Here is a 25,247-nt window from a genome sequence, read left to right as displayed (position 1 = left end):
GGGCAGTGATCCCGTTGCTTGCGTGCAATCGCCAAGCGTTGCATTTATCACGAAACGAAGGCGTTAAATCAACTGCGGAAACGCGCCGTTAATAGAGTCACGACCGAAGCATTCTTACCGGACATCCACGCTGGATAAGCCAACCGGCGAATCAAGCAGCAAAAATTACTTAATCGAAAATCATCCATCGCAATCGATTGCGCGTATAGACAGACGAATGGAAAGTGGCTAAAAGTTAATGTCTTAAGTAGACTGCTTCGAAGTGTGGTGGACAGACTAGACAACCCGGTAAAACTAACCTAGGCCGCGTGCAATACGCGATTTCCCGCAACACTTTTTCCTTGCATCCGGCCGTGGGCCTCCGACTTTTTATGCGGCTGAAGCAACGGCCATTCCCCGGAAAACATGGTCCCAATTCTCGATTACCTGCTGGAACGCCAAATCTCGCCGCAGTGGCGCGGCATGCTGACCGCCTTGGCCACCGAATTCGAAGCGCAGATAGGCCGCGACGAATTGCGCCAATTGATGCATCGCGTCGGCAGCCGGTTTGCGGCGGCGCATCCGCTGCCCGCCTGCGACTCCACCGCCGAACTCGCGCGAACCTTGAACCTGTATTGGCATGAGATGGATTGGGGCTACGTCGAATTGGCGGACGAACCCGAATCACTGCGCATCGTTCACTACTGCGCGCCGTTGCAGGCATTCGGCGGCACGGCGCTTGCATGGACGCCGGCGTTTCTCGAAGGCGTGTATCAGACCTGGTTGAGCGCGTTGGGCGCGCAAGGCTTGTCGGTCGCGCAAACGAGTGGGTACAGCGAGGACACCGCAATCGAGTTCCGTCTGGGACGTCATCCTGTTTGAATGCCGCACGTTGATGAACATGTGGCCTGGATTGGTGGGCCGCGTTTGTGAATGGACACAGTAGCAATGAGCCGTAGAGAAACGCGCCAGACCGGTGCGCGTGAAGTAGCAGTGAAGTAGCGGAACAGGCAGGACCAGCGTTTCAGGGCCGCGAACGCAAGTCGGGATCGGGGCAAGGGTAGGCATGAACAAGACGGCGGCACTATGAGCTCATCGAGCGACATCGAAAAACTTTTCGATCATTTTGGCGGTGACGCCAGCGCGTACCAGGAAATCGGCCGCGAAAACGAAGCGCGTTCGGCGCGCACCCGCTGGCCGCTACTAGTGACGCTCGATCTGACCCAGCCGACGATTCCCGCAATCGGGCAGCGTCGCGAGGCCAAGCCTCAGCCGCTCACGGTCGAGGCGCCGGTCGCCGTCGATCGTCAGGACACCACGCCAAAAGATGCGGCCTCCGTGACGCGCGCGAAAGCGCCGCTGTTCACCCGTTCGCATCGGCGAGACATTCCGCCGGTTGCCGTGGCCGCGCCGGCGACCGCGCCGAAAGGCGCGTCGCGCTTTGGCGAGCTCGAATCGAAAGATGACGCTACGTCGCAAGCGGCAGTCGGCGCCGCCCGAGTGGAAGGCGTCGCGCCGGTGGCCGCACAAGCCGCGCCGGCTGTTGCTCCGGCTCAGACTGCGCCGGTCGCTTCCGCGCCTCAAGCCGTCCAGGCCGCCGCCATTCCTTTACGGCCGCCAGTGATGCAAACGGTTTCGTCCACCGCGCCGAGTTGGACTCAAACTCCGGCGCCGGCGCGTGCTTACACCACCACGACCACGCCTGCGCCGATTGCACCAACCGCACCCGCCGCGCCAACGCAACCCGCTTCGATCCTCGGCAAGCTCTTCGCGCCGGAACCCGCATCCGCACCTCCGCCGCCGCAAGCGGCCGCGACCCGTGGTGAATCCGCGCCGTTGCAAGCGGTCTTCGACCGCCTGCGCGGCACACCCGCTCAACCCACCGCAGCACCGGCCGGCGCCGCGCGCGCCGCCACGCCCGCCACCTCCAACTCGTGGCTGATCAACGGCCCTCGTCGCTCATGAAAGTCATCGCGGTGGTGTCCGCCAAAGGCGGGGTCGGCAAGACCACCCTCGCCGCCAATCTCGCTTCCGTGCTGGCCGCCGGCGGCCGGCGCGTGATCGCGCTCGACCTCGACCCGCAGAACGCGCTGCGTCTGCACTTCGGCGTGCCGCTCGACAGCATCGACGGTTTGTCGCGCGCCACGCTGACGGGCGACCCGTGGCAATCGGTGATGTTCGACGGCGTCGACGGCGTGACCGTGCTGCCGTACGGCGCGTTGCTCGAAGACGACCGCCGCCGCTTCGAAGCGCATATCGACCAGGAGCCGCGCTGGCTCGCGCAGTCGTTGCAGAACCTGCGCCTCGATGCATCCGACATCGTGATCATCGACACGCCGCCGGGTTCGTCCGCCTATGTCCGCACCGCCTTGTGCGCGGCCACCTTCACGCTGAACGTCGTGCTCGCGGACGCCGCGTCGTACGCCGCGATTCCGCAGATGGAGCGGCTGATCGAAACCTACGCGGCGCCGCGCGCGGAGTTCGGCGGCGAAGGCTATGTGATCAACCAGATCGACCAGTCGCGCCAACTGACCAAGGACGTCCTCAAGGTGCTGCGCCAGATGCTCGGCGCGAAGCTGTTCCCGGGCGTGATCCATCTCGACGAAGGCGTGAGCGAAGCGCTCGCGTGCGACACCACGCTGATTCACTACGATCCACTCAGCCAGGCGGCCGCCGATTTCAAATCATGTGGCGCGTGGCTGCTGGCGGCGCTCGACGCGATCGCCGTCTCGCCGAGGAACGTCGCATGAGCACGACTCCATCGCCGGGTCTCGAGCCCGCCGAGCCTTCGCGGCTCGAACGCTTCGTCGACGCGCGTTTCTGGAACAGCCGCATCGTCACCGGACTCGTCACGCTGTTCGCGCTGGTGATGCTGTACTTCGTGTTCACCGTGCCGCTCGCCTTCTACGAACAGTTGACGTTCGCGACCTGCTGCTTCGTGACCGCGCTGATGTTCCGCCGCCTGCAAGGCCGGTACGCGACGATGGTGATGATCATGCTGTCGGTGGTGACCTCGGGCCGCTATATGTACTGGCGGCTGACCGCGACCACGTACTGGGAACATCCGCTCGACGCCGGCTGGGGCCTGCTGCTGGTGGCCGCCGAAGTCTATTCGACCATCGTGCTGCTGCTCGGCTACTTCCAGACCGCCTGGCCGCTCAAGCGCACGCCGATGCCGCTGCCCGCCTCGCGCGACCAATGGCCGACCGTCGACGTGTTCATTCCGACCTACAACGAGCCGCTCTCGGTGGTGAAGCCGACCATCTACGCCGCGCTCGCGCTCGACTATCCGGCCGAGAAGATCTCGATCCACGTGCTCGACGACGGCCGCCGCCCCGAGTTCAAGGCGTTCTGCGAAGAGGTCGGCGTCAACTGGACGATCCGCACGCACAATCGCCACGCCAAGGCCGGCAACATCAACGAAGCGCTGAAGATCACCAGCGGCGAATACCTCGCCATCTTCGACTGCGATCACATTCCGACCCGCTCGTTCCTGCAGATCGGCCTCGGCTGGTTCCTGCGCGACAAGCTGCTGTCGATGCTGCAAACGCCGCACCATTTCTTTTCCGCGGACCCATTCGAGCGCAATCTCGGCACCTTCCGCAAGGTGCCGAACGAAGGCGAACTGTTCTACGGCCTCGTGCAGGACGGCAACGATCTGTGGAACGCCACGTTCTTCTGCGGCTCGTGCGCGTTGCTGCGCCGGACCATGGTCGAGGAGATCGGCGGCATCGCGGTCGAGACTGTGACCGAAGACGCACACACCGCGCTCAAGCTGCACCGTCTAGGCTACACCACCGCGTATCTGGCTATTCCGCAAGCCGCGGGGCTGGCCACGGAAAGTCTCTCCGGCCACATCGGCCAGCGGATTCGCTGGGCACGCGGCATGACGCAGATTTTCCGGATCGACAATCCGCTCACCGGCAAGGGCCTGAAAATCGGCCAGCGCCTGTGCTATCTGAACGCGATGATGCACTTCTTCTACGGCATCCCGCGTCTGGTGTTCCTGACCGCGCCGCTGTCGTATCTGTTCTTCGGCGCGCACGTGATCGAAGCCGCCGCCAGCACGATCGCGATCTACGCGCTGCCGCACATGATGCACGCGAGCATCACCAACTCGCGCATGCAGCGTTCGTTCCGCCATTCGTTCTGGGCCGAAGTGTATGAATCGGTGCTGGCCTCGTACATCACCGCGCCGACGCTGCTCGCGCTGATCAACCCGAAGCTCGGCAAGTTCAACGTGACGGCCAAGGGCGGCCAGATCGAGAAGAACTATTTCGACTGGGCAATCTCGCGGCCCTATCTGTTCCTGCTGTTGCTGAACCTGATCGGCTTCTGCGTGGGCGTCGTGCACATCTACTTCAACTGGCATGTGCGCAGCGTGGTGCAGACCACGATCCTCAACCTCGGCTGGACCACGTACAACATGCTGATTCTCGGCGCGAGCGTGGCCGCCGCGAGCGAGCGCCGGCAGATTCGCGCGGTGCACCGCGTGGCGATGCAGATGCCCGTGATGCTGAAGTTCTCGACCGGCCGCACGCTCGCCTGCGAAACCATCGACTACTCGGAAGGCGGCGTCGGCGTGGCGCTGCCCGCCGCGATCCAGGTGCCGATGCACGAACGCGTAACCGTCTCCCTCTTTCGCGGCGACGAGGAATACGCGTTCCCCGCGACCGTCGGCTTCACCGCGCCAGGCCGCGTGGGCCTGCGCTTCTCGGCGATGACGCGCGAGCAGGAGTACGAGTTCGTCAAGACTACCTTTGCACGCGCCGACGCCTGGACCGGCTGGGCGGAAGGACGGCAGCAGGACACGCCCCTGCGCGGCCTGTCGCATGTGCTGACGGTCGGCGCGCGTGGCATCGCGGGGCTGTTCGAGCATCTCTATGCCGACCTTCGCAGTTCGATGAAAAGCCGTCCAATGGACGTCAAGAAGCTAAAAACGAAAGACTGATCTATGCGCAACTGGATGGCGAAGGGCAACATCGAACGCTCGAATCACGAGCGCAGCGGGACCGGATTGCAGATGCGCCGCGTGGCACGCCCCGGCTCGCAACGGCTGGTGCGCGGCCTCGCGTGCTGGCTCGCTTTGCAGACGGCGCTAGCCGCGCCGCTGGCGTCGGCGGCTGAAGTCGTGGCGGCGGCCGGCGGCGGTTCAAGCGCGGCGGGTGCCGTTCAGAGCACGCCTGCCGCTCCGGCCGCGACCGGCGTCGGCAGCGTGAGCGCGCCGAGTCCGGCCGTGCCCTACGATCCGAACGCGATGGCGCAACCGCAACTGGCGACGCCGACGCCGGCGCTCGCCGCGTCGTCGGTGAAAGCGTTGGGCATCAGGACGCCGACCACCGCCGAGCCGGGCACCCTCGTGCCGGGCGGCCGCCGTCAAACGCTGACGTTCGCTGATCTCGGCGCGCTCGATCCGCTGCAATTGCGCGGCACCGACGGCCAGAACGGCGTAGCGTTTTCCGTGCGCGGCGACGAAGTGGTGACCGGAGCGGTCCTGCATCTGGTGTATAGCTACTCGCCCGCGCTGCTCGCGAACATCTCGCAGCTCAAGGTGCTGGTGAACGGCGAAGTCGCCGCCACCCTGCCCGTGCCGCACGAACAGGCCGGCATGCTGGTGGCGCGCGACGTCTCGATCGATCCGCGCTTCATCACCGAGTTCAACCATCTGAATGTGCAGTTGATCGGCCATTACACGACCAGTTGCGAAGACCCGGCGAACTCTTCGCTGTGGGCCACCGTCAGCAATGCGAGCTCGCTCGACCTCACGTATGCGTCGCTCGCCAGCAAGCCTGATCTGGCCGCACTGCCGCAACCGTTCTTCGACCGCCGCGACGTGCGCCGGCTGGAGCTGCCGTTCGTGTTCCCGCAAAAGCCGGGCAATGCCACGCTCGAAGCGGCCGGCATCGTGGCCTCGTGGTTCGGCGCGCTCGCCGGTTATCGCGGCGCGCTGTTTCCGGCGCAACTGGACAACGCGCCGCTGTCGGGCAATGCGGTCGTCTTCGCGACTTCCGATCAACGTCCGGCCGGCATCAACATTCCGGCGATCTCCGGCCCGACCATCGCGGTGGTCGATCGCGAGGCGCCGGCGCGCGGCAAGCTGCTGCTCGTGCTCGGGCGCACCGAAGCCGAACTGAAAACTGCCGCCAAGTCGCTCGGCATCGGCCAGAACACCTTGACGGGTCAAAGCGCGACCATCACGCAGTTGAACGAACTCGCGCCGCGCGCGCCGTACGACGCGCCGAACTGGCTGCCCACCAACCGTCCGGTGCGCTTCGGCGAACTCGCCGATCCGCGCGATCTGACCGTGTCCGGTTACGACGCCGACGCCGTGCGTGTGAATCTGCGCGTGCCGCCCGATCTGTTCATGTGGCACACCAAGGGCGCGCCGATCGATCTGCGCTACCGCTACACGGTGCGCCCGCTGCGCGATCGTTCGTCGCTCAACGTGAGCGTGAACAACGGCTTCGTGCAGGCGCTGCCGATTCCGGCCGAGTCCGCTTCCGTGTTCGAGCTGAGCCATTACTTCGCCACCGTGCTGCCGGACAAGACCGCCGAAGCGCGCCGCACCCTGCATATTCCGCCGCTGCTGCTGACGCCGCGCGCGCAGGTGCGCCTGCACTTCTACTACGACATTCCGAATACCGGCGAATGTCACGGGCGTCTGCTCGACAACGTGGTCGGCGCGATCGATCCGAACTCGACCATCGACCTCTCGTCGTTCCCCCACTACATGGCGCTGCCCGATCTGGCCGCGTTCGCCAATAGCGGCTTCCCGTTCACGCGCATGGCGGACCTCTCCGAGACCGCCGTGATCCTGCCGAACGACGCCGATTCGAGCGACTACAGCCTGTATCTGCTGACCATGGGCCGCATGGGCACCTCCACCGGTTATCCGGTCACGGGCGTCACGGTCGGCACCGCCGACGACGCCGACAAGTTCGCCAACAAGGACCTGCTGATCTTCGGCGCGCCGGGCAAGCAGCCGTTGTTGCAGCGCTGGGCGAAGTCGATGCCGTTCTCCAGCGACGGCGACTCGCGCACCTTCCAGCTCACCGACATCGTCTTCAAGCTCGAAGACTGGTGGCATGGCGAACGCGGCGTCGAGCGCACGCCCGCACGCGCCGATCTGACTCTCGTGAGTTCGAACGGCGACGCGCTTCTGACCGGCTTCGAATCGCCGCTGCAGAAGAACCGCAGCGCCGTCGCGCTGGTGAGCGCGGCCGGCCAGTCGGACGCCGATCTGTCCGCGGCGCTGCTCGACTCGGACGTGCTGCCGCAGATTCAAGGCGCGATGGCCGTGATCCACGGTCGCACCGTGACCATCACTTCGAATGGCGAGGCGTATTACGTCGGCCATCTGTCGCCGCAGGAGTATCTGCGCTGGGCGCTGTCGTCGCATCCGCTGCTGTTGATGCTGGGCGGCGTGCTCGCCGCGCTGATCATCGCGGGCCTGTTCTACCGGACGCTGCGCTCGATCGCCGCGCGCCGCCTGAAGGACTAATAGGACTGATATGCGGGTTCGAATCAACAAGAAAATCGGCGTGGCGCTGACGCTCGGGCTGGCGGCGTCCGCGAGTTTCGCCAATCTCGTCAAGGTGGCGCAGACCACCGCCGCACCCGGCGCCTGCGGCGACTGGAGCGGCTATCGCGCGTTCGTCGAGCGCTTCGTGCAGGCCGACGGCCGCGTGATCGACTATTCCACGCCGACGCAGCAAACCACCTCAGAAGGCCAGTCGTACGCGCTCTTCTTCGCGCTGGTCGCGAACGACCGCGCGACTTTCGACCGGCTGCTCGGCTGGACCCGTACCAACCTCGCGGGCAATCAGTTCGACGCGCAAAACATGCGGCTGCCGTCGTGGCAATGGGGCAGAAAAGCGGACGGCTCGTACGGCGTGCTCGATCCGAATTCCGCTTCCGACTCCGACTTGTGGATCGCCTACGATCTGCTGCAAGCCGGCCGCCTGTGGCATGAAACCGGCTACACGCAGCTGGGCGAAGCACTCGCCACACAGATAGCGCGTCAGGAAATGACCACCTTGCCGGGCGTCGGGCCGATGCTGCTGCCCGGACCGCAAGGCTTCAAAACCGGCGGAGTGACGCGTCTGAATCCGAGCTATCTGCCGCTGCCCGTGCTGCGCTCGCTTGCGCACGAAATGCCGAACGGCCCGTGGGGCAAGCTCGCCGACAGCGCCTACAAGCTCATCAAAACCACCGCGCCGCAAGGCTTTGCGCCTGACTGGGCAGCCTGGCAAAACGGCCAGTTCGTGGTCGATCCGAAGAACGGCGACACCGGCAGCTACGACGCGATCCGCGTCTATCTGTGGGCTGGCCTCGCCTCGCCCGCCGATCCGCTCGCCAAGCCGTGGCTCGCGGCGCTCGGCGGCATGCGCGCCCGCGTCGCGCAAACCGGCTTTCCGCCGGAGAAGGTTTCATCGACCACCGGCACGGCCAGCGGCGAAGGACCGCTCAGCTACTGGGGCGCGCTCGCGCCGTACTTCAAGGCGCTCGGCGACGAGCGCGGCCTCGGCCTCGCGCGCACGCATCTCGCCGCGCTCGACACCAGCGTGCCGGGCCGCGAACCGGTTTACTACGATCGTGTGCTGGGCTTGTTCGGCACGGGTTTCATCGACGGCCGCTATCGTTTCGACGAAGCCGGACGTCTCGTGCCGAGTTGGAGAAACGCATGCGACTGAGCGCCCTCGCGTTGTCATTGCGCCTCGCGCTGAGCCTCACGGCGGTCTGTTGCGTGGCGACGGTTTCGCCGGACGCGCTGGCGCAGGCGTCGAAAGATCCTTTGAACGTGCTGATCGATCAGGGCAAGTACTGGCAATCGCATCAGCGCGGCGACCTCGCCGAGCAGGCGTGGCAGAAGGTGCTGCGCATCGATCCCAAGCAGCCCGACGCGCTGTTCGGCATGGGCATGGTGCTCGCCGACCGCAAGGACGGCGCCGGCGCGCAGCAATATCTGGCGCGCCTGAAAGCGGTCGCGCCGAACTATCCGAATCTGGATGAACTCGGCCGGCGCCTCGGCGAATCGAGCCTGCGCGACCAGACCGTGAACGACGCGCGGCGGCTCGCGCAAAGCGGTCAAAGCGCGAGCGCGGTGCAGGAATACCAGCGCGCGCTGAGCGGCAAACCGGCCACCCCCGAATTGCAACTCGAATACTACCAGGCGCTCTCGGCCACGCCGCAAGGCTGGGATCAGGCGCGCCGCGGTCTCGAACAACTCGCGCGCGACAACCCCGACGATCCGCGTTACGCCCTCGCCTACGCGCAGCATCTGACCTATCGCGACGTGACGCGCCGCGACGGCATCGCGCGGTTGCAGAAACTGGCGGGCGACAGCACGGTCGCCGCGTCGGCGAAAAAGAGCTGGCGTCAGGCGCTGTTGTGGCTCGACGCGCGGCCCTCCGACGCCCCGCTCTATCAGGCCTATCTGCAAACCGCCACCGACGACGCCGCCGTCAAGGCACGCTTCGATTCGATGGTGCAGCAAGACAGCACGGCCCGCGCCCGCTCGCAGGAAAACGCCGCCGTCGACGCGCGCGGCCGCACGATCGCCGACGGTTTCGCCGCGCTCGATCGCAACGACGTGGCGACGGCGCGCGCGAAGTTTTCCTCGGTGCTGACCGCTAACCCGAACGACACCGATGCGCTCGGCGGCATGGGCATCGCCGCATTGAAGCAGGAGCATTTCGCCGAAGCCCGCAACTATCTGGAACGCGCGTCGCGCAACGGCAATCCGGCGCGCTGGAAAACCGCGCTCGACAGCGCGACCTACTGGACCTACACGAGCGACGCGATCGGCGCGCGCAGCAACGGCGAATTCGCGAAGGCGAAGTCGCTGTTCGAACGCGCGATCGCGCTCAATCCGTCCGACGTCACCGCGCAGGTGCTGCTCGGCGAAATGCTGCTCGCCAACGGCGACCCGAGCGGCGCCGAACAGGCTTACCGGATGGCGCTGCGCCGCCAGGCCGACAACCCCGACGCGGTGCGCGGGCTGGTCGGCGCACTTGCCGCGCAAGGGCGCGGCGACGAGGCTCTGCAGTTCGCCAATCAACTCAACACCGAACAGCAGTCGAAGGCCGGCGGCATCAACCGTCTGCGTGGCGAAGCGCAGGCCGCGCAAGCGCGTGCGGCCGAAGCGCGCGGCGATCTCGGCAGCGCGCGCAGTCTCTTCGAAGACGCGCTGCTGAACACGCCCGACGATCCGTGGCTGCGTCTCGACCTCGCGCGCATCTACGTGCGCCAGGGCGCGGTCGCCAACGCGCGCAGCATGATGGACGGCCTGCTCGCCGCGCATCCCGACATGACCGACGCGCTGTACGCGAGTGCGTTGCTGTCGGCGGAAACGCAGGACTGGTCCGCGGGTCTCGCGCAACTCGACCGCATTCCGGTCGCGCAGCGCACCGATGCGATGGCGACCTTGCAGCACCGCTTGTGGGTGCATCAGCAAGCCGATCTCGCCACGCGCATGGCGCGCAACGGGCAGACGCAACAGGCACTCGCCACGCTGCGTGCCGCCGAGCCGGTCGCGGGCAACAGCCCCGAACTGATCGGCGTGATCGCCGCCGCTTACAGCCAGGCCGGCGACCCGAACCGCGCGCTCGGACTCGTGCGCGCCGCCATGAACGCGGCGCCCGGCAACACCGATCTGCTGCTGCAATACGCGGGCATTCTGTCCGCCACGCAGCAGGAAACCGAACTCGGCATGGTGATGCGCCGACTCGCGTCGATGCAATTGACGCCGCAGCAACGCACCGACTTCGGCAACCTGAACCTCGGCATCGTCATCAAGCAGTGCGATGCGGTGCGTCAGCGCGGCGACCTCGCCAGCGCCTACGACGTGATCGCGCCGTGGCTCGCGGCGATGCCCGACAATCCCGATCTGCAGGCCGCGCTCGGCCGCCTCTATTCGAGCGCCGGCGACGATCGCAACGCGCTAGCCAGCTATCGCGTCGCGCTGCAACGCAAGCCCGACGATCTGAACCTGTTGCAGGCAACGATCTCCGCCGCGGCCGGCGCGAAGCAGTTCAGTTATGCCGAAACGCTCGCGAAGCAGGCCTTGAACGCGGCGCCCGGCGATCCCGGCTTGCTGGCGACGGTCGGCCGCATGTATCGCGCGGAAGGCAAGCTGTCGCTCGCGTCGACTTATCTGCAACGCTCGCTGGTCGCCGCCAACACGCCGCTGATGGCCAACGTCCCGCGCAGCCCGGCGAGCAACGTGCCGCGCGGCTGGGAAGTGGCGATGCGCCGGATCGGCGCGACGCCGCTGCCGGGCACCAATCCGTTCGAAGGCAAAACCGCCACCGTCACGCCGACCGACGCCGACAATGCCGGCGGCTATAACGCCGCGCGCGCAGCGCTTCCGTATTCGCAGTCTTCCTTGCCGACACAGACCGTGCCGAACTATCCGCCGCCTACGCAACCCGCGCCTTACGTCGCGCCTTATAACGCGCCGGCGCAGCCTTATGCGCCGAGCCCGGCGCCCGCCGCCCTGCCGTACAACGCGCCGCGCCGTGGCGCCGACTCGGGTGGCTACGGCCAGGAGACTTACGGGTCGAGCCAGTCGGGCGCGCCATTGCAGCCTTATCCGGGGCAAGGACAGCCGCCGATGCAACAGCAGGCGCAGATGCCGCCGATGCAGCAGGCTCCGCAGTACAACCCGGCTTATCCGCAGCAGGCGCCTTATCCGCAGCAGGCGCCTTATCCGCAGCAAGCGCAATACGGCGCGCAGGATGGTTATGCGGCCACGCCCTGGCCGATGTCGCCGGCCGCGCGCGAAGCGCAGGCCAATGCCGGTTCAATGCAAGCGCAACCGTATGGCGCACCGGGCGCGAGCACGAGTTCGAAGCGCTCGACCAGCAAGAAACAAAGCGCGTCGAAGAATAGCCGCAATGCGCCGGCTTACGCGCAGCAGCCGTATGGACAACAGCAAGGGTATCCGCAGCAACAGCAGCCTTATTACGGGCAGCAGGCGTATCCGCAGCAGCAGGGCTACGCGCAGCAACCCTATCAACCCTATCCGGCGCAACAGCAACAGCCTTACCAGCCGTATCCGCCGCAGCAGGCTTACGCGCAGCAGCAGCCGTACATTCCGCAACCGCCCACCGGTTACGCCCAGCCGTACTACCCGGCACAACCCGGCGCGAACGGCAACGGCAACACTTACGCACCGTCGAACGTGGCGAACACGCAAACGCTCGGCGTGGCCGAAGAGTTGGCGCAGGTCAACCGCGAGCAGTCGAGCAGCATCTCGGGCGGGATCGTGTTCCGTAACCGCAGCGGCGAGGACGGCCTGTCCAACCTCACCGACATCGAAGCGCCGATCCAGGGGCGCATCCGGGCGGGCAACGGCCACGTCGTCGTGACGGCGACGCCTGTCACCCTCGATGCCGGCACGGCCGCCGGCAATGTCTCGACGCTCGCGCGATTCGGCGCCGGCCTCTCGAACGACACGTCCACCGCGGCTGCCAAGGCCGGCAACAACACCTACGGCAACCAGACGGCGAGCGGCGTGGGCCTGTCGGTCGGCTACGAAGGCCGCAGCATCAGCGGCGATATCGGCGTGACGCCGATCGGCTTCCGCGAGACCAACATCGTGGGCGGCGCGCAATACAACGGCGGCATTACCGACAAAGTGTCGTATTCGCTGGCCGTCGCGCGCCGCGCGGTGACCGACAGCCTGCTGTCTTACGCCGGTGCGCACGATGCCGGTTCCGGCCTCGAATGGGGTGGCATCACATCGACCGGCGGCCTTGCCAGCCTCGCATGGGACGACGGCACGAGCGGCCTGTATGTGAACGGGGCGGTTCAGTACTACAAGGGCGATAACGTGCAGGGCAATGTCGCCGTCAAGGGAGGGGGTGGCGTCTACACGCGCCTGCTGAAAGATGCCGATCAGACCTTTACGATCGGCGTGAATACGACGGTGATGGGCTACAACAAGAATCTGTCGTACTTCACGTATGGCCAGGGGGGCTACTTCAGCCCGCAGGAATACGTCATTCTGAACTTGCCGATCGAATGGACAGGACGTAATGGCGCGTTCACGTACGACGTGAAGGGATCGATCGGAGTGCAGCACTACCGCCAGGATGCGTCGAATTATTTCCCGCTCAATGACGGATCCAACCGGCAGAGTTCGGCGGTAGAAAACGCAGCGCAGTTCGGTACGAGCGTGCAGAGCAACGCGCAGTATCCGAGCCAAAGCAAGACCGGCGTGTCGTATTCGCTCAGCGCAGTGGGCGAATATCAACTCGCGCCGCAACTGGCGTTCGGGGCGACGGCTTCGCTCGGCAATGCTTATGAATATCGCGAGTATCTCGCGGCGGTCTATGTGCGGTATAGCTTCAGCAAGCAGACCGGGTTGCAGCCGTTCCCGCCTACGCCGCTTGTTTCGCCGTATCTGTCGTTGTCGAATTGACCTTTGCGTGTCTCACGACGGCGCGGCCCGCTTCAGGCTGCCGCCGCCGCGAGCACACCGCATCAGCCGTCATCGCGACCGGTCGCATATCGCCGGCAATGCTCCAGATAGCCGGCAGCATGGCTGCTCACCAATTCGACGATACCCGTCCACAGCCACCCCGGCGCATCGAGCGTCTTCGAGCGGTTTCTGCGTAGCTCGGTGAGCCAGCCCTTGCGCTCGGCGCTATCCATTTGCCGTGCGTGCGCCTTGCCGACCACCATCGCCAGAAAACGCGCTACCTTCATCGCTTCGTCGCGGGTGAACTGCTCGATGGTCAACTTCATGTCCTGCGGCAGCACTTCACGAATCACGACGGCGCGCTCCGCCAGACGCGCCGAGCGCATCCGCTCGCCAAGCGAGGGAGACAGATGCCGCGCGCCCTCCACCACCCGCTCCGCGTTATCGCGCGGCATGCGCACGCCGGGATAGCGCGGCGCGGCCGCTTGCGCCGCTTCCTTGATATCGATCAGGCACAAGTCGTCGCCCTCCACCGCCGCGCCGTCGATGTCGAGCAGCACCGCATAGCGCAACCTGCCGAGCGAACTGCAGCCTTTCACCCAGTAGGCGGCGTCGAGCACTTCCACGTCGGCCTCGTCGCCGGTGCCGCGCAGCACGGTGGCGAGCCGCGCCAATGAGCCTTTCTCGAACAACGTCCCGATCTCGCGCCGCTCGCTCTTGGCGAGCGGCCAGAAACGCGGGCCGAGCGGAATGGTCGGATCGAGATCCTCGATGCGCTCCTCCGCCAGATGACGCCATGAACGGCGCACCGCTTCCCTCATCACCACTCGCACCGCCTCGGGCTTTTCCGCGTGGATGTCGGCGTCGCCCGCGGCTTCGTCGAAGGCGCGCTCGTAACCATCCGCGATCGCTTCCATCATGCGTACCGTCGTCACGCCCGGCAAGTCCGAGCCGCGCGCGGCGGTCGCCAATGAGAGGCCGAGGCGAATCAGGTCGTGGGCCGGATTGCCGATCACCGTTTGATCGAGATCGCGAATCTGGATTTCGACGCGCCCTTGCGCGTCGGCAACGGGTCCGAGATTACCGGTATGGCAATCGCCGCAAATCCAGATCGCGGGACCCTCCGGCAAAGCATGGCCTTCGATGCCATCGAGCCATTCGTAGAACTTGCTGGTGTTGCCGCGTACATAAGCGTGTGCCGAGCGCGCCATTCTGGCGTTGCGGCGCGTGATCAACAACGCCTGGCGCGCATCCGCTTTAGGCAGCTTGTTTCGTGTGATGTTTTTCTTGCTCATTGTGCGGTCCGCTTTTATCGACGTTCAAATTCTGCGTGGCGTCCAGGCCCACAGTGCGCCGGTCGGCGCAGGCGAACAAATGGCGGCAGCAGGATTCGCGCCCGCGTGATGAATGCAGTCTGTAAGCGGCACGCAGCGACCGGAATCACGCCGGCATCTTCCGCATGAAATGCCTACCTGTGAGCTTCTTTCCGCTATCCGGGGCACTCGGTTCTTCGTCCAGGTAATTCTTGCGAACCCGGTTGTGGACAGGCTTCGGCTAAACCCCATAACCCATACGTGACGGGTCACCGGCCCGGCGTTGTGGCCTACAATTGTCGCAACCGCGTGTCAGCTATCCGCCGGCGTGCGGTGCACAGCAGAAGATTCATCCCGCCTCCTGCTGAGAGTGCAAGCGCGTCACGCGCGCCGGCAGAGTGGGGACACTTTCATCGACGTGACCTCTGTGGAGCGCAGCATGCCATTTCCGGCACAAGACCACGGCTGCCCCGGCTGGCGCGGGGAGATGGCGCAGCGCATCAGCGCATTCGACTGGGCCGCCACCGGCCTCGGCGCCATTGAAAACTGGCCGCGCAGTCTGACCGCCACGGTCCAGTTGCTGCTCGCCTCGCCGGTGCCGCTGGTGCTGCTGTGGGGCAAGCCCGGCTACATGATCTACAACGACGCCTACGCGATCTTCGCGGGCGGACGCCATCCCTATCTGCTCGGCTGTCCTGTCGAACACGGCTGGCCGGAAGTCGCCGACTTCAACCGGCATGTCATGGCCACCTGTCTCGCGGGCGGCACGCTGTCGTATCGCGACAAGGAACTGGTGCTGCTGCGCGACGGCAAACCCGAAGACGTGTGGATGGATCTCTACTACAGCCCGGTCGCCGACGACAGCGGCGCGCCGGCCGGCGTGCTGGCGGTGGTCGTCGAAACCACCGCGCGCGTGCTCACCGAACGCTGGCGGCAGCGCGCCGAGGCCGAACTGCACGAGACCAACGAACGGCTGCAACTCGCGCTCAATACCGGCACGGTGCTCGGTACATGGGTGCTGGATGTGCACACGGGCAAGGTCAGCGGCGACGAACGTTTCGCGCGCACCTTTTCCTTTCTGCAGGAAGAAGCCGCAAAGGGCGTCGAGCGCGATGCAGCCATCCAGATGCTTCATCCGGACGATCAGGCGCTCAACGATCAACTGACCGCCGAGGCGATCCGCTCGGGCGAGCCGTTTCGCGCCGAGTTTCGAATCCGCCGGCCCGATGGCGACTATATGTGGGTGCAGGCAAACGGCCAGTGCGAATTCGACGAGCATGGCGAACCGACACGCTTTCCCGGCGTGCTGATCGACATTCACGAACGCAAGATCGCCGAACAGTCGCTGCGCCAGTTGACCGAGACCCTCGAACAGCGCGTCGCCGACGCAGTCGCGGCACGCGCGCTGGCCGAGGAGCAATTGCGCCAGGCGCAGAAGATGGAAGCGATCGGCAGCCTCACGGGCGGCGTCGCGCACGACTTCAATAACGTGCTGCAGGTGATCAACGGCAACCTGCAAATGCTTGCCGCCGACGCCGGCGGGCACCCGGCCACGCTGCGCCGCCTGTCCGCCGCGACGGACGCCGTCAAACGCGGCGCGAAACTGGCTGCGCATCTGCTCGCCTTCGCACGGCGCCAGCCGCTCTCGCCGACCGTGCTGAACCCGCGCCGCCTGCTCCGCGGCATGAGCGAAATGCTGCATCGCGCGCTCGGCGAAACGGTCCGGATCGATACGGTCCTGAGCGACGATCTGTGGAACGTGCAGGTGGATCGCAATCAACTGGAAAACGCGCTGCTCAATCTCGCGATCAACGCGCGCGACGCGATGCAGGCGGACGGCACGCTCACCGTGCGCGCGGCCAACCGAGTGCTGGATGCCGCGTTCTGCCGAGGCAAACCGGAACTCTCTCCGGGCGAATACGTGGTGTTTTCCGTCACCGACACCGGCGCCGGCATGCCGCCCGAAATCCTGCAACGCGTGTTCGAACCGTTCTTCACCACCAAGCCCGACGGCCACGGCACCGGCCTCGGCCTGAGCATGGTGTTCGGCTTCGTCAGGCAAAGCGGCGGTCACACGTTGATCGACAGCGAAGTAGGACGCGGCACCACCGTCTCGCTGTTTTTCCCGCGCAGCTGCGAAGCCGAAACCTCGGAAGCCGTCGACGAGACCGCGGCGCCGAGCGGCGGCGGCGAAACGGTTCTGGTCGTCGAAGACGATGCCGACGTGCGCCTGACCGCCGTCGAAATGCTCGCGCAGCTCGGCTACAAAGTGCTGACCGCGTCGAGCGGCGACGCGGCGATCGAGTTCATCGACAGCGATGTGCCGATCGATCTGCTGTTCACGGACGTGGTCATGCCCGGCAAGGTGAAAAGCGTGGAGCTCGCGCAACGTGCCGCGGCGCGCTCGCCCGCGGTGCCGACGCTCTTCACTTCCGGCTACACGCGCGATGAAATCGTCCACCACGGCAAACTCGACGCCGGCATCACGCTGCTCTCGAAGCCGTACCGGCGCGACGATCTTGCCCGCAAGGTGCGGGGCGTGTTGCGTGCCGGCGCGGCCACGCCTGCCGGCGTGTCCTTGTCCGTGTCCGTCGCCGATGGACAGATCGCCGCCTGCGTGCCGCCCGCCGTGTACGACCCAGGCAGAGAGTCCAGGCAGGAAAGCCAGCATTGCGCTACCGAGGCTGCATCCCAAAGGAAGGCCCCGTGGGGGACGGCGCGCTCGCCCGGCACGCCGGCTCGCGTGCTGCTGGTCGAAGACGACGCGGATTCACGCGAAGCATTCAGTGACCTGCTGAACGCCCTGGGCCTCGATTGCACCGCGGTCGCGAGCGCCGAAGAAGCGCTGCCGCTCGTGCCCGCGCAACACTTCGACATCCTGTTTACTGATCTCACGTTGCCGGGCATGTCCGGCGACAGCCTCGCGCGCGCCATGCTGCGCCAGCAGCCGGGTATCCGCGTGCTGCTGGTGTCGGGCTACGGCAAGAGCGCGCAGATCGGCGACGCCATTCCCGGCGCGCGGCTGCTCGGCAAACCGCTCGATATCGCGGAGCTGCGGCGCGAACTCGCGGACTGGATCGATCACACCGAAGAAGCGTCCTAGCCGGCGCACGCCACGCATTCAACCGACTTCGCCGATGGACATTCGCTGCGGCACCGCGGGCTGGACCGACAAGACGCTGATTGCCTGCAAGCGCTTTTATCCGCGCGGCAGCAGCAGCGCTGAAGCACGTCTGCGTTTTTATGCATCGCAGTTCCCGCTGGTCGAAGTCGATTCGGCTTACTACGCAATGCCATCGGCGAGCAATGCGCAATTGTGGTTTGAGCGCACGCCCGAAGGCTTCACCTTCAACTTCAAGGCGTTTCGTCTCTTCACCGGACATCAGACTTCGCCCGACGCGCTGCCGAGAGACATCGCAATGGCGCTGCCGGAAGGCATCACCGGCCCGCGCAAGAAGAACGTCTACTACCGCGACATGCCCGACGACATCCGCGATGAACTGTGGCGGCGCTATCTGGAAGCGCTCGAACCGCTGCGCGTGAGCGGACGACTCGGCGCCGTGCTGTTCCAGTTTGCACCGTGGATCACGCGCGCGCCGGATGGCCTCGCGCTGGTCGAGGAATGCCGGGCGCGCATGGCGGGCTACATGATGGCGGCGGAATTTCGCAATCAGTCGTGGTTCGATGACGAGCATGCGGCCTGGTCGCTCGAGTTTCTGCGCGAGCGCGGCATCGTGCATGTGATCGTCGATGCGCCGCCGGACGTGAGCAACCGCGTGCATACCGTGTGGGAGGCGACGAATCCGGAACTCGCGATGGTGCGTCTGCATGGGCGCAACACGCAGACGTGGAGCGCGACAGGCGCCGCGAGCGCCGCGGATCGCTTCGACTATGACTACAACGAAGCGGAACTGACGGAACTGGCCGTCCCGATCCGCGCGATCGCGAGACGGGCAGGACGCACGCATGTCATTTTCAATAATTGCTTCGAGGATCAGGGGCAGCGGAATGCGCGGACGTTGATGGAGATTCTGGGAAATGATTTCCCGTAGCAATCGCGCTGAACACTCCAATGATCGTTTCGCCGCCCACGCGAGGCGCGTCAGTATCTTCCCGATCGAATCCCTTCAGCCTTGACCTCATGACGATCGCCGCCAGGCACTGACGCCGCCGCTCAAAACCGGCCCTTGACACCAAGACATCATGACGTCATGATGTCTTGCATGACCACGGACCGCAGCAACCAGCTCCCTCTCTACGCGCAAGTCGAAGCGACCCTCGCCGCACGCATCGCCGACGGCACCTATCCGCCGGGCACCCAGCTACCCAACGAAGCCAGCCTGCTCACCAGCTTCAACATCAGCCGCACCACCCTGCAAAAGACGGTGCAGAACCTGATCGCGCGCGGCCTGATCGAAATCCGCCGTGGCAAAGGCACTTTCGTCACGCAGCCGCGCCTGACCCAGCCGCTCACCGAACTGAGCGGCTTCGTCGAGGACATGCGCGCGCACGGCCGTCATCCGACCGCCCGGCTGGTCGGCAAACAGATCGAAAAGGCCAGCGAAGCGGTGGCCGGCAAGCTGTCGCTCGCACCCGGCACGCCGGTCGTGCACATCCGGCGCGTGCGCATCGCCGACGGCACCCCGCTCTCGTTCGACGAAACCTGGCTGCCGCAAGACATCGGCGAAAAGATCATGCAAGACGATCTGGAGGCCGAGCCGATCTTTACGCTGCTCGAGCAAAAGTACGGCATGCCGCTGATCGAGGCGGAGTACCGCCTCGAAGCGATCGCCGCCGACAAAGCCGTCGCTCGAGCGCTCGACATCGCGCCCGGCAGCCCGATCTTTCTCATCGAGCGCACCTCGTATGGCGACGGCAACCGTCCCGTCGACTACGAAAAGCTCTACTACCGCGGCGACCAGATCCAGTTCGTGACCCGCCTCGCGCGGCGCAAGCCGCGCGGCCAATGACGGGCGCGGCGGCGATGGATCTGCACTACACGTTATGGCTGTTCGCGGTGTCGCTCGGCGCGAGCGCGCTGGGCGGCATGCTCGGCATGGCGAGCGGCGTTTTCATCGTGCCGGTCCTGACCATGTTCGGCCACGTCGATATCCACGTCGCGATCGGTGCCAGCATCGTCTCGGTGATCGCCTGTTCGTGCGGCGGCGCCGCGCCCTTCCTGCGCGAACGCCTGACCAACGTCCGGCTCGCGCTCGTGCTGGAAACGGCGACCACGCTCGGCGCGCTGTCGGGCGTGCTGCTGAGCGGGCTGATTCCCGTGCCCGCGCTGTACTTCATTTTCGCCGTGATCCTGCTGTTGTCGGCGCAGCAAATGCTCGCACGGCGTATCGATCCGGCAAGCGCCGCCGCAACCGCCGGCACGCCCCGCGCCAACTCGTGGGGCGCCTCGTTGCGGCTGGATTCGAGCTATCCGGACCGCGCGCTCGGACGCGACGTCGCGTACCGTGTGCAGCGCGTGCCGCTGGGCCTGTCGCTGATGTACGGCGCGGGTCTGATTTCGGCGCTGCTCGGCATCGGCAGCGGCGTGCTCAAGATTCCCGCGATGGATACCGCGCTGCGGCTGCCGATCAAGGTCTCGTCGGCGACCTCCAACTTCATGATCGGCGTGACGGCGGCGGCCAGCGCCGGCGCGTACTTCCTGAGGGGCGAGATCGTGACCGCGATCGCCGGTCCGGTGGCCTTGGGCTCGGTGGCCGGCGCGCTGCTCGGCGCGCGCGTGCTCATGCGCGTCTCCAACGACCGGCTGCGCGCGTTGTTCGTCGCGGTGCTCGCGGCGCTTGCCGTGCAGATGCTGCTCGAAGCCTTCGGCGTTCACCTGTTCGGAGCGTCGGCATGAGCCGCATCGCGCGGGCCGGCGCGCGGCTCGAACACTGGCTGGCGGCGCTGCTACATTACGGCACGTGGATCGCGACGGGCACGATCGCGCTCGGCCTCGCCATCGCCCTGGCCGCCATGCGGACCCCCGGCGCCAGTCATCCGGCATCGGCCGGGATGCCTGTCGTGACTATCGGCATCGCGCTTTTTATCCTGCTGCCGGTAATGCGGCTTATATTGATGTTAGGCGTGTTCCTGCATCAACGGGATTACCGGTTCAGCGCGATCGCCGCACTCGTGCTGGTGATCGTGGCCGCGGGATTGGTGGTCGGCGCGGCGTGAAATGCGCGGCACGCAGGCGCCCTGGTATGATGCCCATCGTGCGCCTTCCGTGGAGTTCGGTTCACCGGTGCTCCTCACGCAGCTTCCTTTCGTCACGAGAACCATCATGCCCGTCCAACCCGACAAAGTCCCCGCTGCCAGCGCCACGCCGGACAAGGCTCCGCGCAAGGTGATGCCCATCGCCGCGCGCAATCTTCTGATGGTGGCCGTCGGCATCGTGGTCTTCGCGATCGTGGCGACCGTCGTGCTTTACGGTCCGATTACGTACGGCGACGAGATTCCGAACTTCGGCATCATCCTCATGTTGACCGTGCCGGTGATCGCGGGCGTGGCGTTCCGGGTCGGGCTGGATGCATGGTTCGACCGGAAGTGAGCGAAGAACGCGCAGCAGCGCAACGACGCCTCGCAACGGCCACTTTTAGCGCGTCGGGGCGCTAAGGGGCAACACCACCCACACCTCCAGGCCGCCGCCCTCGCGCGCATGAAACTCCAGACTGCCGCCATGCAGCCGCGCGATCCGCTCGACGATCGCCAGTCCCAAGCCGGTGCCGCCGCTATGCGAACGCGCATTGCGGCCACGCTGAAACGGCGCCTTCAGTTGCTCCAGTTCCTGCGCTGAAAGACCTTTGCCGCGATCGCCGACCGCCACATACACCGCCTCGCCCGCCGCCCAGCTTCGCACCGCCAGTCCGGTTCCGCCGTATACGATCGCGTTTTGCATCAGGTTCATCAGCAGCCGCATCATGCTGATCGGCCGGTACGGCACTGCGGGCAAAGTCGCGAGCGACAGATCGAACTCGTGACCCAGCCCCGCGAAATCCCCCGCGAGCCGTTCGACCAAGGCGTTCAGATCGCCGGGCTCCGGCTGCTCGCGCTCGCCGCTGCCCGCGTAATCCATGAACTGCTGCAAGATCGTTTCGATCTGATCCAGATACGATTCGGCGGCGACCACGAAGCTGCTGTCGCTGCCGCTGGGCATCGCCATGGCCATCGAAAGGCGCAGCTTGGTGAGCGGCGTGCGGATGTCATGCGAGATGCCGGCGAGCATCAGCGCGCGCGTCGCCTCGGCTTGCTGCAACGCCTGCGTCATCTGATTGAAGGCGCCGCTCACCGCGGCGATTTCCGTGGGGCCGTCTGTCGGCAGCGGCGCGGGCGTTTCGCCGGCGCTCACGCGGCGCGCCGCCCGCGTCAATTCCTGAAGCGGCCGGTTGAGGTGGCGCTGGATCACATAACCGGTCAATGCCGCCAGCGCGCCAAGCCCGAGCGAGAGCACGATCGCGGCGTCGAGTCCGTTGCCCTGCGCGTCTTCGGGAATCGGCAGGGCGATCCAGTACGGCGTTTGCGGAGCGTCGGCCGGCGCGTGCATACGGATCCACAGGCGCTGGCCGCCCACCAATTGCCAACGCGTCGGCATGTCGGCGGGCAGGTGCGCGCGCAGGCTCTGGAGAAAGATGCGGCGCTGATAGACGCGATACGCGCCCATGAAACTCGGCGGCGGCTCGGCGACGGCTTCGTCTGGAACCTGTGCGCGCATGTCGAGGCGCGTCGTCAATTCTCGACGCGTGTTGGGCGGCGTGGCCGCGAGCAGATTGTCGAGTGTGGTCACATAAGTGGCGAACACGGCCGCCGCGCGCTCGACCCGCGGCCGCTGCACATAGTGCAGCAACACGGCGAGCGAACACACCTGGCTCAGCATCACGAGCGCGATCAGCAGCGCGATATTGCGCGCCAGCAGCGTTCTCGGCAGCAACCTGTGCAGCAGCGGGCGCGTCATGAGTCGACGTCCGCGACCAGCATGTAGCCCACGCCCCACACGGTCTTGATGAAGCGCGGCTTGGACGGATCGTCCTCGACGATCTGCCGCAGCCGCAGCACCTGCACGTCGATGCTGCGATCGAGCGCATCGTGCTCGCGGCCCCGCGCGCGCGCGAGCAGATTGTCGCGGCTCACCGGCCGGTTCGGCGACGACGCGAGTGCGACCAGCAGCAGCATCTGCGCCGAGTGAATATCCAGCAACTCGCCCATGCGCGAGAGCTGCTGCTTGGCGACATCGAGCGAAAAATCGCCGAAGCGCACGCTTTGCGACGTCACGGTGACTTCCCCCGAGGCGATCTTCTGGCGGCGCAGCAGCGCGTTGATGCGCGCCACCAGTTCACGCGGCAGGAACGGTTTGGCGAGATAGTCGTCGGCGCCGGTTTCGAGGCCGACCACCCGGTCGAGCGGATCGCCCTTCGCGGTCAGCATCAGGATCGGCAAGGTCTGCCCCTGCTCGCGCAAGCGGGCGCAGATGGCGAGACCGTCCTCTTCGCCGATCATCAGATCGAGCACCAGCAGATCGAATGGTTCGCGCTCCAGGTAGCGGTCCAGACGCTTGCCGTCCTCGGCGACGCGCACGTCGAAGCCGTGCCCGCGCAGAAAGCGCTGCAGCATGTTGCGCAGTTCGACTTCGTCGTCGAGCACGATGATTTTGGCGGGGCGATCCATGCGAAGGCTCCTCGGTTCAGGCTAGGCGTCGGGCGACGTTTTCCGCGCCGCATGCCGCTCGGAGAGGCGCTGCAACAGCACGTAGAACGACGGAATGAACGGCACGGCGATGCAGGTGGAAGCGAGCATCCCCGAAAATACCGCAATCCCGAGCGAACTGTGCGCGCTGGCACTTCTCCTGATACGACCTCGCGGTCCATTCATAGCCGATACCCGCGGGCAGAATGCGCGCGGCTTTCTGCTCGAACGTCACGATCGCGTCGTCCACCACGATGCCGGCTTCGAGCGCATTCGCTTCGGGTAACTGATAAATGGCGATGCCCGCGGCCGGCTTGCCGACGCTCGCGCAACCGCTGAGCGCCGCACTGATCGATACGCTGAACAATGCGCCGGCGACGTGCAGATGGCGGGACGTGGCAGGATTCATCGCGCGTTTTTATTGGTTTCAGAGGACGGCTGATGGTTCGGCAGGATGGCTCGCGCGCCGGCGGCACACCGCGCCGCGCCACGGCCTCATGGTCCCGCCGATGCCCGCGCGCTTCAGTGCGTTGCCCCGCGTTGCTGCATGAATGCCTCGATCTGCGGCAGGGTGATGTAGCCCGCCTTCTGCGTATCGATCTCATCGAAATGCTTGGCGACCATCGGCATGCCCGCGGCGGCCTGGTCCTTGGTGAGCTTGCCGTCGTGCGTGGCATTGGCATTCGCAAAGCGCGATTGCAACTGCTGCACCATGCGCTCCATGCGCTGCGAGTCGCCGCCTTGAGGCGCGGCTTGAGCGAACGTGACGGTGGATGCGCAGCACAGCAACACGATAGCGATCAACTTCTTCATGACTGACTCCTTCGATTGAGCCATTGAGCGTCGCCTGCTGTTTTGCCGCGATCCGTTTCGATGACAGGCCGAATTCTTGGGGAAGCGTCGCCTGAAGGCAACTTCAGAATCATGTCGACTTATGTCATGGCTTGCGTGACCGCGTCACAAGCCGCCACGCTTGCCGCCACCGCAAATGCAGCATGCGCTCCATACACACACGCACGCCGCAACACCGCCTCGGCGTGACATGGAATGAAATGAGTTTGCGATGCCGTTTTCACGGCGCTTTGCGTATCTTTCGTCTGCCGGCGCCATCAGCGCCTCGTCGCAACGGCTGATCTCTCACGTCACCCGAGCCAGCCGGCCCGCCTCTTCACCCGAAGACGCATCGCACCGCTCAACGCATCAGGAGTACCAATTGACTATTCGCCTCGTTTGCGCCTCAACTGTCACCGCCATCGGCCTCGCCTGTTCGTCGACGGCGTTCGCCCGCGTGGTCGTCTATATGCCCGCCGCCGTGATCTACGCACCGCCGCCGCGCCCGGTCTACTACTCCGTGCCGGTCAATCCCGTGTATGTGGTGGCGCCCCCGCCGGTTCCCCTTCCCGTGGCCGTTCCGGTCGCGGCAACGGTGACGGCGCCGAAGCCCGTTCCCCTGTACACCACCGTCGTCGTACCCGCGCCAACCAACTACGCGATCGTGCCCGCCCCCGCGGTGACCTACGCCCAGCCCGTCATGATGATGCCGCGTTAGGCGCGCTCAGCGTCTTGTCAGCCGATGTGCTGGTTACAACAAAAGCCGCTGAACCAGCATAGGACATGCTGTTGGGGAGAACGCCTGGCGAATTCCCGTTGTCCTGAAGCATGTCCGGCGACGCGATGCGGAGCGCGAGTCCGTGTTGCAAAACTCCGAACGGACCCTTGGAATAAAGCGGTGGGTTTCACGGTTCTAGAGGAAGGCCAAATGCGATGCGGTTCCGTTCCAGCGGGTGCGGAACATCGTTGGCTAAATGTCGCTTGTCACGTGGCGCATGTCCATTCGTGGGACATAGCTG

Annotated in this window: 19 protein-coding genes; 14 read left to right on the top strand and 5 right to left on the bottom strand. The window is 65.7% G+C overall.

Annotation, left to right across the window (positions count from 1 at the left end):
• The first annotated feature begins 405 nt into the window (after positions 1 to 405).
• From bcsD to B0G74_RS39585, 7 genes are all read left to right on the top strand, one after another.
• A complete protein-coding gene (gene bcsD, locus B0G74_RS39615) occupies positions 406 to 861 on the top strand; it encodes a cellulose biosynthesis protein BcsD (protein ID WP_132382504.1) in 456 nt (151 codons plus the stop codon).
• 204 nt (positions 862 to 1,065) lie between these two features.
• The gene (gene bcsP, locus B0G74_RS39610; RefSeq protein ID WP_132382502.1) at positions 1,066 to 1,944 is read left to right on the top strand and encodes a cellulose biosynthesis protein BcsP; all 879 of its coding nucleotides are present in this window, start codon (positions 1,066 to 1,068) and stop codon (positions 1,942 to 1,944) included.
• Complete coding sequence (gene bcsQ / locus B0G74_RS39605; protein WP_132382501.1) at positions 1,941 to 2,729, top strand: cellulose biosynthesis protein BcsQ; 789 nt, start codon at positions 1,941 to 1,943, stop codon at positions 2,727 to 2,729. The genes bcsP and bcsQ overlap by 4 nt, the downstream gene beginning before the upstream one ends.
• Positions 2,726 to 4,930 (top strand): UDP-forming cellulose synthase catalytic subunit, encoded by a 2,205-nt coding sequence (gene bcsA / locus B0G74_RS39600; RefSeq protein ID WP_132382499.1) that lies wholly within the window; start codon positions 2,726 to 2,728, stop codon positions 4,928 to 4,930. Before bcsQ ends, bcsA begins: the two co-directional genes overlap by 4 nt.
• 3 nt (positions 4,931 to 4,933) lie before the next feature.
• A complete protein-coding gene (gene bcsB, locus B0G74_RS39595; protein ID WP_132382498.1) occupies positions 4,934 to 7,480 on the top strand; it encodes a cellulose biosynthesis cyclic di-GMP-binding regulatory protein BcsB in 2,547 nt (848 codons plus the stop codon).
• A 10-nt stretch (positions 7,481 to 7,490) separates the two neighbouring features.
• Positions 7,491 to 8,672, top strand: a complete 1,182-nt coding sequence (gene bcsZ, locus B0G74_RS39590) for a cellulose synthase complex periplasmic endoglucanase BcsZ (RefSeq protein WP_132382496.1) — start codon at positions 7,491 to 7,493, stop codon at positions 8,670 to 8,672.
• The gene (locus B0G74_RS39585) at positions 8,663 to 13,405 is read left to right on the top strand and encodes a cellulose synthase subunit BcsC-related outer membrane protein (protein WP_132382494.1); all 4,743 of its coding nucleotides are present in this window, start codon (positions 8,663 to 8,665) and stop codon (positions 13,403 to 13,405) included. Before bcsZ ends, B0G74_RS39585 begins: the two co-directional genes overlap by 10 nt.
• Before the next feature lie 62 nt (positions 13,406 to 13,467).
• Here B0G74_RS39585 and B0G74_RS39580 read toward each other — a convergent pair whose 3' ends face one another.
• On the bottom strand, positions 13,468 to 14,700 hold the full coding sequence (locus B0G74_RS39580; RefSeq protein ID WP_132382493.1) for a DUF2252 domain-containing protein: 1,233 nt from the start codon (positions 14,698 to 14,700) through the stop codon (positions 13,468 to 13,470).
• A 457-nt stretch (positions 14,701 to 15,157) separates the two neighbouring features.
• Here B0G74_RS39580 and B0G74_RS39575 point away from each other — a divergent pair, with 457 nt between their 5' ends.
• The 6 genes from B0G74_RS39575 to B0G74_RS39550 all read left to right on the top strand — a co-directional run bounded on the left by B0G74_RS39575 (position 15,158) and on the right by B0G74_RS39550 (position 21,268).
• Positions 15,158 to 17,821 carry a response regulator gene (locus tag B0G74_RS39575; protein WP_132382491.1) on the top strand — a complete coding sequence of 888 codons (2,664 nt, stop codon included), beginning with the start codon at positions 15,158 to 15,160 and terminating at the stop codon, positions 17,819 to 17,821.
• A gap of 34 nt (positions 17,822 to 17,855) precedes the next feature.
• Positions 17,856 to 18,770: a DUF72 domain-containing protein gene (locus B0G74_RS39570; RefSeq protein WP_132382490.1), complete on the top strand. Its 915-nt coding sequence runs from the start codon at positions 17,856 to 17,858 to the stop codon at positions 18,768 to 18,770.
• A gap of 171 nt (positions 18,771 to 18,941) precedes the next feature.
• Positions 18,942 to 19,688, top strand: coding sequence for a GntR family transcriptional regulator (locus tag B0G74_RS39565; protein ID WP_132382488.1), 747 nt, complete (start codon positions 18,942 to 18,944; stop codon positions 19,686 to 19,688).
• Entirely contained in the window at positions 19,685 to 20,575 is an 891-nt protein-coding gene (locus tag B0G74_RS39560; RefSeq protein WP_243658537.1) for a sulfite exporter TauE/SafE family protein, read from the top strand. The genes B0G74_RS39565 and B0G74_RS39560 overlap by 4 nt, the downstream gene beginning before the upstream one ends.
• Complete coding sequence (locus B0G74_RS39555) at positions 20,572 to 20,895, top strand: DUF1634 domain-containing protein (RefSeq protein ID WP_132382487.1); 324 nt, start codon at positions 20,572 to 20,574, stop codon at positions 20,893 to 20,895. Before B0G74_RS39560 ends, B0G74_RS39555 begins: the two co-directional genes overlap by 4 nt.
• 106 nt (positions 20,896 to 21,001) lie before the next feature.
• Complete coding sequence (locus tag B0G74_RS39550; RefSeq protein WP_132382485.1) at positions 21,002 to 21,268, top strand: hypothetical protein; 267 nt, start codon at positions 21,002 to 21,004, stop codon at positions 21,266 to 21,268.
• A gap of 45 nt (positions 21,269 to 21,313) precedes the next feature.
• Here B0G74_RS39550 and B0G74_RS39545 read toward each other — a convergent pair whose 3' ends face one another.
• The 4 genes from B0G74_RS39545 to B0G74_RS39530 all read right to left on the bottom strand — a co-directional run bounded on the left by B0G74_RS39545 (position 21,314) and on the right by B0G74_RS39530 (position 24,210).
• Positions 21,314 to 22,669, bottom strand: coding sequence for an ATP-binding protein (locus tag B0G74_RS39545; protein WP_132382483.1), 1,356 nt, complete (start codon positions 22,667 to 22,669; stop codon positions 21,314 to 21,316).
• A complete protein-coding gene (locus tag B0G74_RS39540; protein WP_132382482.1) occupies positions 22,666 to 23,379 on the bottom strand; it encodes a response regulator in 714 nt (237 codons plus the stop codon). Before B0G74_RS39540 ends, B0G74_RS39545 begins: the two co-directional genes overlap by 4 nt.
• A 16-nt stretch (positions 23,380 to 23,395) precedes the next feature.
• Entirely contained in the window at positions 23,396 to 23,806 is a 411-nt protein-coding gene (locus tag B0G74_RS47205; protein WP_243658536.1) for a hypothetical protein, read from the bottom strand.
• 113 nt (positions 23,807 to 23,919) lie between these two features.
• Complete coding sequence (locus B0G74_RS39530; protein WP_132382480.1) at positions 23,920 to 24,210, bottom strand: EF-hand domain-containing protein; 291 nt, start codon at positions 24,208 to 24,210, stop codon at positions 23,920 to 23,922.
• A 400-nt stretch (positions 24,211 to 24,610) separates the two neighbouring features.
• Here B0G74_RS39530 and B0G74_RS39525 point away from each other — a divergent pair, with 400 nt between their 5' ends.
• Positions 24,611 to 24,946: a hypothetical protein gene (locus B0G74_RS39525; protein WP_132383280.1), complete on the top strand. Its 336-nt coding sequence runs from the start codon at positions 24,611 to 24,613 to the stop codon at positions 24,944 to 24,946.
• Positions 24,947 to 25,247: the final 301 nt, after the last annotated feature.

The sequence above is a fragment of the Paraburkholderia sp. BL9I2N2 genome (genome assembly GCF_004339745.1).
Classification (GTDB): Bacteria; Pseudomonadota; Gammaproteobacteria; order Burkholderiales; family Burkholderiaceae; genus Paraburkholderia.
The sequence above is the reverse complement of the archived record's forward strand: the minus strand, read 5'-3'. Positions and strand labels throughout refer to the sequence as shown.